General features: G+C 68.5%; 17 protein-coding genes and 1 riboswitch. Of the genes, 4 read left to right on the top strand and 13 right to left on the bottom strand.

Annotation, left to right across the window (positions count from 1 at the left end; translation table 11 throughout):
- The first annotated feature begins 53 nt into the window (after positions 1-53).
- Positions 54-1,157 carry a cobalt-precorrin-5B (C(1))-methyltransferase gene (locus AB4099_RS24280; RefSeq protein WP_441479913.1) on the top strand — a complete coding sequence of 368 codons (1,104 nt, stop codon included), beginning with the start codon at positions 54-56 and terminating at the stop codon, positions 1,155-1,157.
- A gap of 11 nt (positions 1,158-1,168) precedes the next feature.
- On the opposite strand, the gene cobM is transcribed toward AB4099_RS24280, so the two are convergent.
- Genes cobM through cbiE form a run of 3 tightly spaced genes read right to left on the bottom strand, consistent with a single transcriptional unit; the run spans position 1,169 to position 3,569 of the window.
- Entirely contained in the window at positions 1,169-1,936 is a 768-nt protein-coding gene (gene cobM / locus AB4099_RS24275; RefSeq protein ID WP_441479912.1) for a precorrin-4 C(11)-methyltransferase, read from the bottom strand.
- Positions 1,933-2,331, bottom strand: a complete 399-nt coding sequence (locus AB4099_RS24270) for a cobalamin biosynthesis protein (protein WP_441479911.1) — start codon at positions 2,329-2,331, stop codon at positions 1,933-1,935. The genes cobM and AB4099_RS24270 overlap by 4 nt, the downstream gene beginning before the upstream one ends.
- A complete protein-coding gene (gene cbiE / locus AB4099_RS24265; RefSeq protein ID WP_441479910.1) occupies positions 2,310-3,569 on the bottom strand; it encodes a precorrin-6y C5,15-methyltransferase (decarboxylating) subunit CbiE in 1,260 nt (419 codons plus the stop codon). The genes AB4099_RS24270 and cbiE overlap by 22 nt, the downstream gene beginning before the upstream one ends.
- Here cbiE and AB4099_RS24260 point away from each other — a divergent pair.
- A complete protein-coding gene (locus AB4099_RS24260) occupies positions 3,568-4,332 on the top strand; it encodes a cobalt-precorrin-6A reductase (protein WP_113518029.1) in 765 nt (254 codons plus the stop codon). The genes cbiE and AB4099_RS24260 overlap by 2 nt on opposite strands.
- Here the strand turns inward: AB4099_RS24260 and cobJ are convergent.
- Genes cobJ through AB4099_RS24215 form a run of 9 tightly spaced genes read right to left on the bottom strand, consistent with a single transcriptional unit; the run spans position 4,275 to position 13,541 of the window.
- Positions 4,275-5,066: a precorrin-3B C(17)-methyltransferase gene (gene cobJ / locus AB4099_RS24255; RefSeq protein ID WP_441479909.1), complete on the bottom strand. Its 792-nt coding sequence runs from the start codon at positions 5,064-5,066 to the stop codon at positions 4,275-4,277. The genes AB4099_RS24260 and cobJ overlap by 58 nt on opposite strands.
- Positions 5,063-5,815, bottom strand: a complete 753-nt coding sequence (locus AB4099_RS24250) for a precorrin-2 C(20)-methyltransferase (protein WP_441479908.1) — start codon at positions 5,813-5,815, stop codon at positions 5,063-5,065. Before AB4099_RS24250 ends, cobJ begins: the two co-directional genes overlap by 4 nt.
- A gap of 10 nt (positions 5,816-5,825) precedes the next feature.
- Entirely contained in the window at positions 5,826-6,458 is a 633-nt protein-coding gene (locus AB4099_RS24245) for a precorrin-8X methylmutase (protein WP_113518032.1), read from the bottom strand.
- On the bottom strand, positions 6,455-7,753 hold the full coding sequence (cobG, locus tag AB4099_RS24240) for a precorrin-3B synthase (protein WP_113518033.1): 1,299 nt from the start codon (positions 7,751-7,753) through the stop codon (positions 6,455-6,457). Before cobG ends, AB4099_RS24245 begins: the two co-directional genes overlap by 4 nt.
- Positions 7,750-11,112, bottom strand: coding sequence for a cobaltochelatase subunit CobN (gene cobN, locus AB4099_RS24235; RefSeq protein ID WP_441479907.1), 3,363 nt, complete (start codon positions 11,110-11,112; stop codon positions 7,750-7,752). Before cobN ends, cobG begins: the two co-directional genes overlap by 4 nt.
- A gap of 3 nt (positions 11,113-11,115) precedes the next feature.
- A complete protein-coding gene (gene cobW / locus AB4099_RS24230) occupies positions 11,116-12,165 on the bottom strand; it encodes a cobalamin biosynthesis protein CobW (RefSeq protein WP_441479906.1) in 1,050 nt (349 codons plus the stop codon).
- 4 nt (positions 12,166-12,169) lie between these two features.
- Positions 12,170-12,559 carry a DUF1636 family protein gene (locus AB4099_RS24225; RefSeq protein WP_441479905.1) on the bottom strand — a complete coding sequence of 130 codons (390 nt, stop codon included), beginning with the start codon at positions 12,557-12,559 and terminating at the stop codon, positions 12,170-12,172.
- Between the two features lie 49 nt (positions 12,560-12,608).
- Positions 12,609-13,349, bottom strand: a complete 741-nt coding sequence (locus tag AB4099_RS24220) for a CbtA family protein (RefSeq protein ID WP_441479904.1) — start codon at positions 13,347-13,349, stop codon at positions 12,609-12,611.
- A 12-nt stretch (positions 13,350-13,361) separates the two neighbouring features.
- The gene (locus AB4099_RS24215) at positions 13,362-13,541 is read right to left on the bottom strand and encodes a CbtB domain-containing protein (protein WP_113518044.1); all 180 of its coding nucleotides are present in this window, start codon (positions 13,539-13,541) and stop codon (positions 13,362-13,364) included.
- Between the two features lie 38 nt (positions 13,542-13,579).
- Positions 13,580-13,762, bottom strand: a riboswitch (cobalamin riboswitch).
- 140 nt (positions 13,763-13,902) lie between these two features.
- On the opposite strand from AB4099_RS24215, the gene cobU reads away from it, so the two are divergent.
- Positions 13,903-14,427 carry a bifunctional adenosylcobinamide kinase/adenosylcobinamide-phosphate guanylyltransferase gene (gene cobU, locus AB4099_RS24210; protein ID WP_441479903.1) on the top strand — a complete coding sequence of 175 codons (525 nt, stop codon included), beginning with the start codon at positions 13,903-13,905 and terminating at the stop codon, positions 14,425-14,427.
- A 13-nt stretch (positions 14,428-14,440) separates the two neighbouring features.
- Complete coding sequence (gene cobO / locus AB4099_RS24205) at positions 14,441-15,052, top strand: cob(I)yrinic acid a,c-diamide adenosyltransferase (protein WP_441479902.1); 612 nt, start codon at positions 14,441-14,443, stop codon at positions 15,050-15,052.
- 103 nt (positions 15,053-15,155) lie between these two features.
- Here the strand turns inward: cobO and cbiB are convergent, their stop codons facing one another.
- Positions 15,156-16,136 (bottom strand): adenosylcobinamide-phosphate synthase CbiB, encoded by a 981-nt coding sequence (cbiB, locus tag AB4099_RS24200; RefSeq protein ID WP_441479901.1) that lies wholly within the window; start codon positions 16,134-16,136, stop codon positions 15,156-15,158.

The raw sequence follows: 16,136 nt of genomic DNA, 5'->3' as shown, positions 1-16,136 counted from the left end.
ATGATCTCCGCAGGCCCCTGACGGAGCCGTCTTGCTGCGCTATGCAGGCGCTCATGGAAGAGTTGCCGCCCCAAGGCGAACTGCGACGCGGCTGGACGACGGGCGCGTGCGCTGCTGCCGCCGCCAAATCCGCCTATTGCGGTTGGGTGGCCGGCTCGTTTCTCGATCCCGTCGAGATCACGCTGCCGGGCGGCCAGCGGCCGGCCTTTGCCCTGGCCCGGCAGGCCGCGCTGGGAGAGAGCGCCGAGGCCGGCATCATCAAGGATGCGGGTGACGATCCCGACGTCACGCATGGCGCGCTGGTGGTTGCACGGGTCGGCCCGGCCGCACCCGGCGCGGGCCTTGTTTTCCGCGCCGGCGAGGGTGTCGGCACAGTCACCTTGCCGGGTCTGCCATTGCCGGTCGGCGAACCTGCCATCAACCCGATGCCGCGCGAGATGATCCGGCAGGCTCTGGCGGAGGTCATTGCGGCGACGGGCGGTCCGCGCGACGTCTCCGTCACCATCGCGATCCCTGGTGGAGAGGCCATCGCCCGAAAGACCATGAATCCGCGCCTCGGCATCGTCGGCGGGCTCTCGATCCTCGGCACGACCGGAATCGTCATACCCTTTTCGTGCGCGGCCTGGATTCACTCGATCCATCGCGGCATCGATGTCGCGCGCGCGACTGGTCTCACCCATGTCGCGGGCGCCACTGGCTCGACCTCCGAAGCCGCTGTCCAGCGCCTCCATGGCCTGTCGGAGCGGGCCCTGATCGACATGGGAGATTTTGCCGGCGGCATGCTGAAATACCTGCGGCGCCATCCGGTTCACCGCGTCACGGTCGCCGGCGGCTTCGCCAAGATGGTCAAGCTCGGGCAGGGCATGCTCGACCTGCACTCGCGCGTGGGTCCGGTCGATTTCGCCTGGCTGGCGTCGCGGATCCTGGAGGCGGGCGGCAGCGGGCACCTGGCGGCCTGGGTCCCCGAGGCCAATACGGCGCTCGAGGTGTTGCAACGTGCCCAGGCCGAGGGATTGGCATTGGCCGAAACTGTCGCCCGGCATGCCTGGGTGAATGCTGCGCATTCCTTCGGCGTGCCGGACAGTGAGCTGGAGATCGCGATCTTCGATCGCTCCGGCGGCCTTCTGGCGCGTACGCACTTCCGCAAGGTGGGGTGAGCCTGACCGCGTCACACGCCACCGCCGCTCGGTCGGAAGCGCCGGTCGTAGCCTGCGGAATACAAGGCGCTTTCGCCAAAATCCTGCGAGCCGAGCGCGGGGCCGACGAGGATCAGCGCGGTCCGTTCCAGCCCTGAGGCCTGGACTTCGGCCGCGATCGAACTGAGCGTCCCGCGCAGCACGCGCTCGTCTGGCCAGGAAGCGCGGAAGACGATGGCGACGGGGCAATCTGCTCCGTAGAGCGGTGTCAGTTCGGCCACGACCTGTTCGATCACATGGATCGAGAGATGGATCGCCAGCGTCGTGCCCGAGGCGGCGAAGGTCGCGAGCTTTTCGCGCTCCGGCATGGCCGAGGCGCGGCCCGAGGTGCGTGTCAGCACCAGGGACTGCGCGACCCCGGGCAGCGTCAATTCGCGCTTCAGCGTCGCTGCCGCCGCCGCGAAGGCCGGCACGCCAGGCGTGACCGTAAACGGGATGCCGAGCGCATCGAGCCGTCGCATCTGTTCGCCGCAGGCGCTCCAGATCGAGAGATCGCCCGAATGCAACCGGGCCACGTCTTGCCCCGCTTCATGGGCGGCCTGCATCTCGCCAATGAGTGCGTCGAGGTCGAGCGGGGCGGTGTCGACGATGCGCGCATCGGGCGGACACCAGTCGAGCATGGTGCGTGGGATCAGCGAGCCGGCATAGAGGCAGACCGGGCAGGCGGCGATCAGGTCGCGTCCGCGAAGGGTGATGAGATCGGCGGCACCCGGGCCGGCGCCAATGAAATGGACGGTCATGACGTGGGGCTCTGCGCCAGCGCGCAGGTGACGCGGGCGGTGGCGATGCGCGGCTGGATCAGCACCGATCCCGGGCCGGCGGCCGCGAGCGCGGCCGCCTCCGCAATGGAACCGACGCCATAGAGAGAGGCGATGCGGGTCGAGCGGGTTGCGCAGGCGGCCTCGTAGCCCTTGAGCGCTTCGTCGGGAATCGCGACGAGTTCGGCGTTGCGGCTCCGCGCTGTGGCAAGGAGGCCCGCCTCGCGCGAACGGCTGGCGATGGTGGCGAGGCGCAACGCGGTCGGCGCCACGCCGGCTTGCCTGAGCGCCTGGTCGAGGCAGGCGAGGATATCCACCTCGCTGGTGCCCGGCCGCAATCCGATCCCCGCCACGATCACGGCTTCGCCATCCGCCATTGTGTCACCGGCATCGCGGCGCGCCAGCCGTGCATGCTGCCAACCGCGTCGAGATGGCTGACGCCGATCCGGCGCAAGGTGCCGCCATGAGCGGCGTAAAGCGCCGCAAGCCGTGCCTCGCCCTCCAGTGTCACCACATTGGCGACCAAGCGCCCGCCCGACTTCAACGCTCCCCATGCAGCCTCGAAGACGCCGGGCTCGGTGATGCCGCCGCCGATGAAGACCGCATCCGGGACCGGGCGGCCGGCAAAGCTCGCAGGGGCCGTGCCGATGGCGACCTCGATCCGGAGCGCTCCGAGGGCCGAACCGTTGCGGGTGATCCGCGCAGCCCGCTCGGCCCTGGCCTCGAACGCGATGGTCTGGTTGCCGGGATTGCGCAGGCACCATTCGAGCCCGACCGAGCCTGAGCCGGCTCCGACATCCCAGAGCAGTTCTCCAGCCCGGGGCCGCAGGGCGGACAATGTGATCGCACGGATATCGGCCTTGGTGATCTGGCCGTCATGCTCGAACCAGTCGTCATCCAGTCCGGAGGCGAGTGGGAGGATGCGGGCTTCGCGCTCTGCGATCAGATCCAGCGCGATCAGGTTGAGCGGGTCGACTGTGCCCAGATCGAAGGCCTGCGCCTTGCACTCGCGGATGCGTTCGCGTGGACCGCCGAGCGCCTCCATCACCACGAGCCGCGAGGCGCCAAAGCCGCGCGCGCTCATCAACTCGGCCAGCTTTCCCGGGGTCGAACCGTCCCATGACAGAGCGAGCACGCGCCGGCCGGGCTGCAGAAAGGGGATGATGCGTTCGAGCGCGCGACCATGCAGCGAGACGCGGCCGCATTCCTCCTGCGGCCAGCGCAGCCGATTGCAGGCGAGCGCGAAGGAAGAGAACTGCGGATAGATCCGCATCTCGTCCGGGCCCAGCGCCTTCGCCAGGCCGGCACCGATCCCGTAATGGAACGGGTCGCCCGTGGCGAGCACGCAGACCTTGCGGCCTCTCTGCGAGAGAATCAGCGGCAGCGCATTGCGGAAGGGCTGCGGCCAGGGCGCAGCCTCACCCGCAACCGGCCCGATCAGGGCGATATGCCGGGCGCCGCCATAGACCAGCTCGGCGCCTTCAAGCGCGGCAAGCGCATCCGGCGAAAGCCCGGCGCGGCCGTCTTCTCCAAGCCCGACGAGGGAGAGCCAGGGCTCGGCGGCCGAGGCGGATGCCCTCGACAGTTCGTCGGATTCAGGCGAAAACAATGTCATGACGGTCCTGATCCTCGGCGGCACCAGCGAAGCTGTCGCGCTTGATCAGCTTCTTGCTGACCAGGCGCCGGAAATCCGCGCGGTTGTCTCGCTGGCCGGACATACCTCCGATCCCAAACCCCTCAATCTGCCGGTGCGTGTCGGTGGTTTCGGCGGCATCGAAGGCCTGCGGCATTATCTCATAGAAAACCGGGTCGTTGCCGTGGTCGATGCCACGCATCCCTTCGCAGCCATCATGCCGTTCCATGCGGAGGCCGCCTGCAAGGCGGAGAACGTGCCGATCCTCGCGATCCGGCGCGAATCCTGGAAGCCGCGGCCAGGCGATCGCTGGCGCTCGGTGCCGGACATTCAAGCCGCGGTCGAGACGCTTGGCAAGCCGCCGCGTCGCGTCTTCCTGACGGTCGGACGGCTCGAGCTTCCAGCCTTTGCCGACGCGCCGCAGCACCATTATCTCGTCCGGGTGATCGAGCCGATCGGCGACCGCCTGCCGCTCAACGGCATCAAGGTGATCCAGCAGCGCGGCCCCTTCGAGGCCGATGACGAGGAGGATCTGATGCGTCGGGAGAACATCGAGATTCTCGTCTCGAAGAATTCCGGCGGTCCGGCGACGGTCGGCAAGCTGACGGCGGCGCGCCGGCTCGGCCTTCCCGTGATCATGGTCGAGCGGCCGCCCAAACCCGATGTCGCAACCGTCGATCATATCGATCAGGTCCTGCCGTGGCTGGTGGCGCAGGGGATCTTTGTCACCGAACGCGGCGTGTAGACGATCGGCGCCTGGCCGGGGCGGGCGATCGAGCGCGTACTTGAGGCACCGATCATCACGAGCGTTGCCATGTCGGCCGAGCCTGCCGCCTCCACAGCCCCGCTCATCGGCAATACGCGCAAGACTTCGTCCGGCCGTCCGACAGCGCGCGCGAAGATCACGGGTGTTTCAGGCGCGCGATGCCGGGCAGCCAGCGCCAGGGCCTCGCCGAGCTGCCACGGCCGAGCCTTCGAGATCGGGTTATAGAGCGAGACCACGAAATCGGCGCTCAGCGCCGCTTCCAGCCGCGCGGTGATCACGTCCCAGGGCTTGAGGTTGTCAGAGAGCGAGATTGCGCAGAAATCGCCGCCAAGCGGCGCGCCGGCCCGCGCCGCTGCAGCCAGCATCGCGGTAATCCCGGGCTCGACGCTGATCGGCAGTGCCAGCCAGCCGGGTTCGCCGGCCTCCAGAGCCTCGAACACGGCCGCTGCCATCGCGAAGACGCCCGGGTCGCCGCCCGAGACCACCGCGACCGTCCGCCCCTCGGCAGCAAGCTGCAACGCATAGCGGGCGCGCGCGATCTCGACCCGGTTGTCGGATGCGTGTTTCGTCTGCCCCTCCCGCACCGCCAGCCGGTCCAGGTAGGGACCGTACCCGACGAGGTCGGTGGCCGCGTCGAGCGCAGCTTGCGCAGCGGGCGTCAGCCAGTGCGGCTCTCCGGGGCCGAGGCCGACGATGGTGAGCGAGCCGCTCATAGCCGCCGCCCCTCGCCCGGAACGAGGATCATCGAGAAATAGGGGGCTGTGTCATCGGCTTTCTCATCGAGCCGCGTCACGACCTGCCCCGCCATCGTCGCCCGCTCGACATAGATCGCGCGACGGATCAGGCCGGCTGCCTTCAGCGCGCGGCGTACCTTCGGCAGGTTGCGGCCGAGCTTCATGATCACGGCCGCATCGGTGTCGACCAGGCGACGACGCAGCTCCGCCTCGGGCAGGGTGCCGGGCAGCACGGTCATGACGTCGTCGCCCCAGGTGATCGGAGCACCTGCACGGACCCAGGCGCCGGCCATGCCGGTGACGCCCGGCACAACCTCGGTCGGGAAACGGTGGGCGAGGCGCCGCCACAGATGCATGAAGGAACCGTAGAAGAACGGATCGCCGTCGCAGAGCACGGCAACTGTCCGGCCCGCTGCCATCTCGGCTGCGAGCAATTCGGCGGATTCATCGTAGAAGGCGGCGATCGGCCCGGTATAGCCATCCTCGCTGACAGGGACCTCGGTCGTCACCGGGAAGGCGAGCACGATCTCGCGCACGGGATCCGGCGGGATCACCGCGTCGGCGGTGACGCGGGCATTGCCGCGGCTGCCCTTCTTGCAGAAATGCACCAGCCGGTCGGCGGTTGTGATGATGTCGCGGGCCCGGACTGTCATGTAGTCGGGATCGCCGGGCCCCAGGCCCACGCCGAAGAGCAGGGTGCCCGCGTTCTGAGGGGAGGACCGATCCATGCTCACCGGCTCACTCCTTCTCTTGCGCCAGGGCGTTGACGGCAGCCGCCGCCATCGCAGAGCCGCCGCGGCGCCCATGCACGACAAGGAAGGGCACGCGGCCGTCTTGCGCCAGCGCCTGCTTCGATTCGGCTGCACCGACGAAACCGACCGGGATGCCGATTACGGCTGCCGGCTTTGGCGCATCGGCGTCGAACATTTCGAGCAGGCGGAAAAGCGAGGTCGGGGCATTGCCGACGACGACCAAGGCTCCTGCGAGATGTGGCCGCCACAGTTCCATGGCCGCTGCCGAGCGCGTCGTGCCGGCCTGCTTCGCCAGTGCCGGCACTTCGGCCTCGTCGAGCGTGCAGATCACCGCATTGCTGGCCGGCAGGCGGGCGCGGGTCACGCCATTGGCGACCATCTTGGCGTCGCACAGGATCGGTGCGCCGGCACGCAGCGCGGCTTCGGCGGCGTCCGTGAAATCGGCTGACATCTCGACATCGCGCGGCAGGTCGGTCATGCCGCAGGCATGGATCATCCGCACCACTACGCGGGCGGCCGCACCTGAGAAGCGGGAGAGATCGGCCTCGGCCCGGATGATGGCAAAGGAGCGCTCATAGATCGCATCGCCCTCGCGGATATAATCGTAGCGCGTGTTCAAACCTGTGGTCCTGAAAGCCGGCCTGCGGTCAGGCGGGTGTGAATGTCCTGTCCCGGCTGCAGACGCTGCACAATCTGCGAAAGGTCAAGCCTCGCCATCGGCTTGTCCCGCGTCGTTCCGCCGATCACCACGTCGTAGCGCCCGTCATGCCCGACCAGGGTGAGATCGGCCGGGCCTGATTGCGCGCAGGATTTGACGCAGGCCGACAGATGCAGGCTGAGGCCCGCAGCAAGGAGCAAGGCTGCCGCTTCGGCCAGAACTGCGGCATCGCCCGTCGTCTGCGTCTCGCCGCGCAGGCAGGCCGGCTTGCCGGAGCATGCCTGTACCGAGAGCCGCGGGTCGTTGTCGCGCGTGATCAGCCCCAGCGCCTCGCATCGTGCGGTGAGGCTCGCGGCGGCATCGTGCTCGAGTCCCAGGAAAGCCAGCCCGCGCCAGGGCGAAAAGCGGATTTCGCTGACGCCATGCGCGCTGGCAGCCTCACATAGCCGCGACAATGTCCGAGTGTCCGAGCGGCCGAACGGCAGGCCCGCGATCAGGGCAAGACGGGAGGCGCGCAACGCGAAGAGCCCGACTCGCCGCGGGGCTGGGCGAACCGCTGGCGCATTCGTCCGTGATACCGAGCAGGCATCGATCAGAGCCGCAATCTGGTCGTCGTCAAGATCGCGCAGGCGATGGATCCTGTCAGGTTCGGCCCGTCGGTAGGCCGCAAAGCCCGACAACAGCCTTGCGGCCAGGGCGCCTGCATTGTCAGGTGCGATCGGACCAAGCCAACCGCCCTGCGGCAGGCCGATCACGACGGCGTCCCGGTCAATCGCAACCACCCGCAGATCCCCGGCAACGCCATCGAGCGCGAGCTCGCCGCCGCCATCGACGATGACGCTGGTCTTGGGCGGCAAGCCTGAGACGGTGCGCCCCTGGAGCTCCAGGGATGCGGCCAGAATGGCGGCATCGATCAGGTCGCCCGCATCCTGCCCGGCGAGCGGTGAAGCGAGCACCAGGCGCTGCGGCCCCGGCCCGCCGGGTTCGTCGACCAGCCGCTCCGCCAGCAAGGCCTCGACAAGGGCGGGATGGGCCTCGTGCCGCACACCCCTGATCTGGAGATTGCCGCGGCTGGAAATCTCGACGAGGCCGTTGCCTGTCTCTTCGGCCAGATCCGCCATGCGTCGCAATTGTGCAGGCCGCACCCGTCCGCCCGGCGGGTGCAGCCGGACGAGCCAGCCATCCCCGGTTTCCATCGGCCGGAGCGTGCTTGGGCACCAGCCGCGCCGGAGCACTTCTTGTGTCGGGGCAGTCATTCCGCCGCGTCCTTGCTGGCGAGGAAGGCGGCCACGGAATTGCGCCGGCTCTGCCAGAGGCCACGCCGCTCGGCTTCCGTCAGCCGCGCGCGGATCGAGGCGGCCGCGGGCGCATTGGCCTGCTCCAGCGCGCTCCAGATCGCCGGATCCGCGCAATAGGCCTGGAATACGGCGTCGAACAGTCCGTCCGAGACCGCGTCGGTGCTGGCCGCATAGACGAAGAGCGTGTCGACGGTCTCTGCGAGCTCGGCCGCACCGCGCCAGCCATGGGCAAGCTGGCCGGCGATCCAGCGCGGGTGGCAGAGCCGGCCATGGACGATGCGCGCAATGTCCTCGGCCAGGGTGCGCGCCTTCGGTTCTTCCGGGTTGGAACTGTCCAGGCTGTAGAGCGCAGCCTCGCTTCCGAGCGCCCGCGCCGCCGCCGCAAAGCCGCCGATCACATCGGCCGCGCTGGTCGCTTCGAGAATGTCGCGCCCCGCCGTGTCGCTGACATGCACGAAGGCGTTGGCCCTGGCGACGCGATGTGCGAAGCCGGGATCGGCGCTGGCGAGGCCCTCCGCACCACCGAAGGCATGGCTGCTGGCCGCGAGATAGGCTGCGCCAAGGTCGCCGCGATGTTCCCATTGCCCATCGAGCGCGCGGTCGGCCATGGCCGCGCCGAAGCGGCCGGGTGCCGGGCCAAAGATGCGCGCGACGTCTTCGCCGCGCCGGCGGGCCGCGGCCGGCTCATTCCACTCATCGGCTTCGTCCAGCGTGGCGACAGCGCGCGCGGCGGCGTCGATCAGGGCGATCTGACCTGGGAATGTGTCGCGGAAGGCGCCGGAGATACGGATGGTGACGTCGATGCGCGGGTGATCGAGCTTGGCCTGCGGAACGACGGAAAATCCGGTGACGCGGGTCGAGGCATGATCCCAGAGAGGCGCGATGCCCATCAGCGCAAGCGCATGCGCGATGTCCTCGCCGCCCGAGCGCAGGGTCGGCGAGGCCCAGAGATCCATCACGATCCGGCGCGGATAATCGCCATGATCCTGGAGATGGCGCGCGATCACCGACGCGGCGGCGCGGGCACCGAGGCGCGCGGCGGCTCGGGTCGGGATGGCGCGCGGATCGAGCGTCGAGAGGTTGCGGCCGGTCGGCAGGACATCGCTCTGCCCGCGATGCGGCGAGCCGGCAGGGCCGGGCGGAACGAACCGCCCGGCCAGCGCGCGCAGAAGGTTGTCGCACTCATTGCGGGATGACACGGGATCATGTGCAGCCCGTCCGAAGACATGCAGCCCATCGCGGAAGGGCAGTTCGGCGATGTCGCAGAGATGCGCGTCGAGCTGACTCAGAGCGCTCGCCATCTCGAGATCGGGCGTGACACCGCAGGCCTCCGCCAGCCCGCTTGCTTCGGCTCGTTCCCGGATTTCGCGGGCGACGATCTCGGCGCGGCGCGGATCGAGGACCTGCGCCTGCGAAAATTCTTCGACGAGATCACGCAGCAGCGCCACTTCGCCGGCGGCATCGGCATGGACCAGTTCGGGGGGGAGATGGCCGAGTGTCACGGCCGAAAGCCGGCGCTTGGCAGGAGCCGCCTCGCCGGGGTCATCGACGACATAGGGGTAGATCAACGGCAGGCCGCCAATCGCAAGCCGCGGCCAGCAGCTTGCAGAGAGCGCCACTGCCTTGCCGGGCAGCCACTCGGTCGTGCCATGCGTACCGAGATGGATGAGGGCATCGGCGTCAGCAAACTGCCTGAGGCCGAGATAGAAGGCGAGATAGGCATGGCCCGGCGGCGCGTCGGGGTCGTGATAGCGCGCCTTGCGGTCGGGTGTTGTGTCGCGAGCGGGCTGCAGCGCGATGGTGAGACGGCCATAGCGGACCACACGGAAACGGAATGCCGAGCCGTCGCAGGCGCCGTCCGCCTCGGGTTCGCCATGGGCCGTGATGAGTGCCCCGCGTGCCGCGCCGGGAATGGCGGCGAGCCAGGCGCGATACTCGGCGAGCGGGACTGCAAACTCTGCCGGCCCCTCCGTCAGCGCCTGCATCAAACGCGTGTCGTCGCCGTGAGCGAGGTGACCATCCCGGTTCTCCCTGGGTTCGCCCGGGATGGCGGTCCGTTCCGAGGGGCCGATATCGTATCCGGTCTTGGCCAGCAGCTCGCGAATGGCCTCGACGCTGGCCGGCGTATCGAGCCCGACTGCAAAGCCGGCCCGCCCTCCGCGCGCCGGATAGTCGGACATGACCAGGACAAGGTTGCGTTCGGCGGCCGGTTTTCCGGCCAGCGCGATCCAGCCCGAGGTGAGATCGGCGAGGGCAGCGACACCATCGCGATCAGGAACCAGCCGGCGGCTCGTCAGGCCGGTCCGATCGTCCGTCGTCTCGGCCTTGAAAGCCACGGGAAGCGCGCCCAGCCGCCCGTCGAATTCCGGCAGCGCCACCTGCATGGCGAGGTCGGTTCCGGACAGTCCGCGTGGCGAGGCCTCCCAGGCATCGCGCGGGCTGCTCACGGGAACGGCCTGCAAAATCGGGCAGTCGGCGGCATCCAGCACGAAATCCGCGCCGTCGCGGGCCGAGAATGCGGTGGTGGTGATGATGGCGGCTGGTTTGCGTGCGGTGATCAGGGCTGAGAGTTCGCCCGTGACCGCCGGGTCTTTCAGGCTCGTCAGGGCCAGGATCAGCGGGGCATGCCCCCGCGCTCTCAGCGCCTCCGCGATGGCCTCCGCCATGGCGGTGTCTCCCGCGGCGACGCTGGAGCGATAGACCAGGATCGGGACCAGCGCGTTCGCGACGGGGCGCTGCGCGAGCGCTTCGCGCCATGCGAGCGGAGCACCGCCCGCACCAAGGGCGAAGAGCGAGGGCAGGGGGATGGGGGCGAGGTCGGACGCATCGCCTTCCCCGCGAAGGAGCGCATGCACTCGACCAAGCAGTCGGCGCATATTCTCCGCACCGCCACCGGCATGGAAATAGGTGAGAAGTTCCGCCGCCAAACGCGGCTCGACGGTGCCGTACTCGGCCAGACGCTCGTCCGGTCGGTCGTCGCCGGGCAGGACGACGAGCGGTATCGCGGCCCGTCGGCAGATTTCCGCAAGCTGCTCGATGCCGTAACGCCAGTAGTCCAGCCCGCCGAGACAGCGGACCAGCACGAAGCGCGAATGCGCCACCGTCTTCTCGACGAGAAAATCGACGGAGAGCGGGTGTTTCAGCCAGCGCAGCGAGGCAAGCCTGACAGCGAGTTCGCTCGTGCCAGCCGCGGCCGCCAGCGCCGAAAGGTCGCTGTCGGCGAAGGAGAGCACCAGGACATCCCCCGGCGGCAGGGCGAGATCGACGGCGTCTTCGCCGTCGTCGAGCCTGATCTCGCTTGAGGGGAGGAGGTGCATGGCTCAGCCCGCGAGGGCGGCCTCCACGGCCTTGCGGTCAAATCCCTTCAGGCCAATCACCACGAGCCGGCCATCCTTGGCTTCGCCGGCCGCCCAGGCGCGGTCGTAATGGTGGCTGACCCGGCGACCGACGCCCTGCACGACGAGCCGCATCGGCTTGCCCGGAATCGCGGCAAAGCCCTTCAGGCGCAGCACGCCTTCGGCCTCCGCAGCCCTGGCAACGCGGGCCGATAGGGCCTCAGGCGAGGTTGCGGCGGCGAGAGCGAAGTCGAGGCTCTCGAAATCGTCGTGGTCGTGGTCCTCGGCGCTCTCGTGATGCGAGGGGCGCCCAGTGAGATCGGCCTCGGCAGCCGCGTTGAGGCCGATGATCAGGGCGGGCTCGACCTTGCCATGGGCCGTCTCGACGATCTTGATCGCCTTCGGCAGATGCGCGGCGATCTCGGCTTTGACGCGTTCGCGACCGGCCGTATCGACGAGATCGCTCTTGTTGAGCAGGATCAGGTCGGCGCAGAGAATCTGGTCCTCGAACACCTCTTCGAGCGGGTTGTCGTGACCGACCGCCGCATCCTGCGCCGCCTGCGCGGCGAGAGCGTCCGGATCATCCGCGAACTGGCCATCCGCGACCGCCGGCGCGTCGACCACGGCGATAACGCCGTCCACTGTGACACGCGAACGAATGGCCGGCCAGTTGAAGGCATTGACCAGCGGCTTCGGCAGCGCAAGCCCTGACGTCTCGATCAGGATGTGCTCCGGCGGGTTCGGCCGGTCCAGCAGCTTTTCCAGCGCCGGCACGAAGTCGTCGGCGACGGTGCAGCAGATGCAGCCATTCGGCAGCTCGACGATGTCCTCCGCGGTGCAGCCGGAAATCCCGCAGCCGGCGATGAAGGAGCCGTCGAAGCCGAGATCGCCGAACTCGTTGACCAGCACAGCGATGCGCTTGCCCCCGGCATTCTCCAGCAGGTGACGCACCAGCGTGGTCTTTCCGGCACCGAGGAAGCCGGTGATGATCGTGCAGGGGATCTTGCCCAGCGAGCGGGCTTGGGGAGCGTTCATGGTCTCATCCTTGTTGGCGCACCGGGAGAGGCGGTACGCGCGCGACCACGCCCTTGCGGAACGAGGCGGGTCTTTCTTTCCAGGGAACGATACCGTTCGTGCTGGCTGCAAAACTCGCAGCTGCGCCGACGACTTCGTCGATATGGGCGTCGGTGTCGAGGTCGCCGATCAGATAGGTCCATTTCCCGTCCGCCGCCAAGGCGACGGTGCAGGGGCGATTGCAGACCGCGAGGCAGTCGACAGGTTCGACCGGAAGCGTACCGCCGTCGCGTGCGATGCGTTCACGCAGCGCTTCGGCAAAGCTCAGTCCGGGCTGATCGTACCCCTCCGGCAGGTCCGCCCGCGTACGCCGGCAGGCGACGCAGACGAAAATGGTGACATTGCCTTCGGGCATGGGCCGCTTCCTTGCTCCCGGCGCGATCCCGGGGGGATCGCGCTCAGCGTCAGGCCCTGGCCGGGGCGGCGGCACGGCGCGTTGCCCAGGGCCAGAGCACACCGACGGCAAAGCCGGTGGCGAGCCAGAGGGCGGCCTGGAGGGCGAGCGAGAGCGCGGCGAAATGCGCCGCGATTTCGGCTGGGACCTTGCTCTCCGGAGCGGCGGGATGTGGCGCGCCGATCAGATGCGGCACGAGCACCGCCAGCACGGCAAGCGCCCGCAACCAGGGGGCCTCTGCCCGAAGGAAGACCCAGAGCCCGCCAGCAGTGACGAGCGCCGTGGCGATCCACCAGGTCTGGCGGTGAAGCAATTCGGCTGACGCACTGCCGGGCAGCTCGGGTGCGAGCCCGGTTGCGGGCACGAGGCCGAAGGCCAGGAACCCGCACGCCGCCCAGATCAGTGCGGTCCGCTCGGTGATGGCATCGCCTGCGGCGATCATGCCGCCGAGCAGCAGGGCGGCAAAACCGATCGCGGTCGCAATGGTGACGATGGTGGTGAAGGCCGTGCGCTGCAAGCCGTCCTGCGGCTTCCACTCGGCGTGGTCTGCCGCGTCAGGGCCGCCATGGGCTAGGACGATCCTGGCATCGCCGGTGAAGCTGGCGTGCTGCAGTTCGGCCGCCCGCAGCGCCGTCTCGAAGGTTTCCGCCTTGAGGATCAGCGGCGTGGTGGTGACATGCTGGAGTGCTGCAACCAATAGCCCAGCCATAAGCCCGGCCAGAAGACTGACCGTGAGAACACGATTGACCATGTTGCGATTCCCTCAGTGGCAGGGAAAGGCGAGGGTGTGGCGCGTGTCGTGGGCCGCGTTGTGTACGCTGGTCGAATGGGCGAAGCCGACGGTGAAGATCAGGGCTGCACCGAGTGCCAGGGCAGCTGCGGCAGCCTTGACGCGCTCGGAGGCGCTGGCCTGGGTGGTGATCGAAGCCGTATTCGTCGTCATCTCGGTCTCCTTGGCCACCCCGCCGGCAGCCCGCTGGATTGCATCACTCGCTGACGGCAGGTCTCCTGGCTCGCGGGTCCGGATCTCTCGCCGCCTTCCCGGGACAATCCCAGTGGCCGATGGCGCGAAACTCGCCGCTTACAGTTGCGGGGGCAGCCGCGGTATCGCACCGCGTTCCCTTTTCACCTCCTTGCAGAGGCACCGTCAGGGATGATCATTAGCCATCTGCACGGTGCTGTGCAATGCAGCGATCGTGATTGCGAGCGCAGTGAAGCGATGCGATCTCCTCTGGCCCATCCCGGCTTGCTTCGCTTCCCTCGGCATGTCCATTCCTTAGGCTGATCTTCCCTGGGCTGAGATTTTGGCAGTGGCAGCGATCCTTTCCCCTCTCACCCTCGTTCTGGGCGGCGCCCGCTCCGGCAAGAGCCGCCATGCCGAGGCCCTGATCGAGATGGTGTCGGCGCCCTGGACCTATCTCGCCACGGCGCAGGCCTACGACGAGGAGATGCGCGCCCGGATTGCCGAGCACCGCGCCCGCCGGTCGCAGGACTGGACGACCATCGATGCGCCGCTGGCCCTGGCGCAGGCGATCCGCGCGGTTCCCGCGGGGCAGCCCATCCTAGTGGACTGCCTGACGCTCTGGCTGACCAATGTGATACTGGCGGAGCAGGATGTGGCGGCTGCGAGCCGCGAACTGGTCGAGGCCTGCCTCGCGGCACGAGGCCCGGTGGTCCTGGTCTCCAACGAGGTCGGGCTCGGCATCGTGCCGGATAATGCGCTCGCCCGGCGGTTCCGCGACGAGGCGGGCCGGTTGCACCAGATGCTTGCGGCGCGGGCCGACCGGGTGATCTTCATGGTCGCGGGTCTGCCGATGCAGGTGAAATGAGCAGGGAGTTGTGATGACAATCGATGCTGACGAGGCCGCCCGCCACAAGGCCAAGATGGAAAAGCGGAAGGCGGTGCAGGATGCCGAGGTCGCCGCCAAGACGATCGAAAAGGGGCTCCTGATCGTCAATACGGGGCCTGGCAAGGGCAAGTCGACCGCCGCTTTCGGTCTGATCCTGCGGGCTCTCGGCCATGACTGGCGCGTCGGGGTGGTGCAGTTCATCAAGGGCGCCTGGGCGACCGGTGAGCGCAAGGCGCTCGACGCCTTTGGCGATCGCATCGTCTGGCACACGATGGGCGAGGGCTTCACCTGGGAGACGCAGGACAAGGCCCGCGATATCGCCGCCGCCGAGCGCGCTTTCGCCAAGGCGAAGGCGCTGATGGACGATCCGGAGATACGCCTGCTCGTTCTCGACGAGCTCAACATCGCGTTGCGCTACGACTATTTGCCGCTGGCGGAGGTGGTCGAGACATTGGCGAACCGGCGCCCTGATCTGCATATCGTTGTCACCGGCCGCAATGCGAAGCCCGAGTTGATCTCTGTTGCCGACCTCGTCACCGAGATGACGCTGGTGAAGCATCACTTCGCAGCGGGCGTGAAAGCACAGGCCGGGATCGAGTTCTGAGGCTCAAGCATCGGCCCGAAAAGTGGATCGCGGCTTTCGGGACAGCCGATGCAAACACAGAAGGTGAGATCATCGGTCCGGATGCGATGCCCGGTCCGATGATCTACAAGGCGAGCGCGGCGAAGGCGCCTGTAATCGCGAGCCCCCACAGGAGCAGACACGCCCTCCGATAAAGAGCGAGCGCCCGCCGGATATCCGCCGCGCCCGCTTCCGCCCGGCCATCCCCCATCCAGCCGTCGTCGACCCTGACATCGCCATAAACGCGCGGGCCCGCCAGCCGGAGACCGAGCGCACCCGCCATCGCGGCTTCCGGCCAGCCGGCATTGGGCGAACGATGATGGCGGGCGTCGCGTCGGACAGCTCGCCACGCATTGCTGGGGTCTGACGTTCGGTCGAGTGCGGCGGCTGCGGTCAGCAGCAGCGCGGTGAGGCGAGAGGCCGGAAGGTTGACGAGGTCGTCGAGACGCGCCGCCGCCCAGCCGAAGGCGAGGTGGCGCGGTGTCTTGTGGCCGATCATCGAATCGGCGGTGTTGATTGCCTTGTAGAGCGCGCCGCCGGGTAGGCCGCCGACGGCGAGCCAGAGCGCAGGGGCGACGATCCCGTCCGAGAAATTCTCGGCAAGGCTTTCAATCGCGGCGCGGGAAACCCCGGCCTCGTCGAGAGTTTCGGGGTTGCGGCCGACAATCATCGAAACGGCCGCGCGACCGCCGGCGAGGCCATCCCGCTCCAGCCCTTCGGCGACGCGTGCGACATGGTCGTGCAGGCTGCGCTGTGCGATCAGGCTGGAGGCGAGCAGTGCGAGCGGCAGCCAGCCAAGCGGGCCGAGGCCGCGACAGAGCAGGGTCAGCCCCCATGAGACGATGAAGACGACGGCAAGCAATAGCGCGAGGGCGAGGCCGCCGGCCGCCTTGCGCATGGTGAACGAGTCGCTCTCGCGATTGAGCGTCCGATCGAGGCGGGAAATCAGCGCACCGATCCAGGTGACGGGATGGCCGATCAGCGCATACAAGCCCTGGGGGTAGCCGAATCCCGCTTCGATGATCAGCGCGGCGGCGAGGAGCGGCAGGGAATCGGACAGGCTCAT

The sequence above is a fragment of the Allobosea sp. 2KB_26 genome, from assembly GCF_052115715.1.
In the GTDB taxonomy this organism is placed as follows: domain Bacteria; phylum Pseudomonadota; class Alphaproteobacteria; order Rhizobiales; family Beijerinckiaceae; genus Allobosea.
This window is presented reverse-complemented; position numbering and strand designations above follow the sequence as displayed.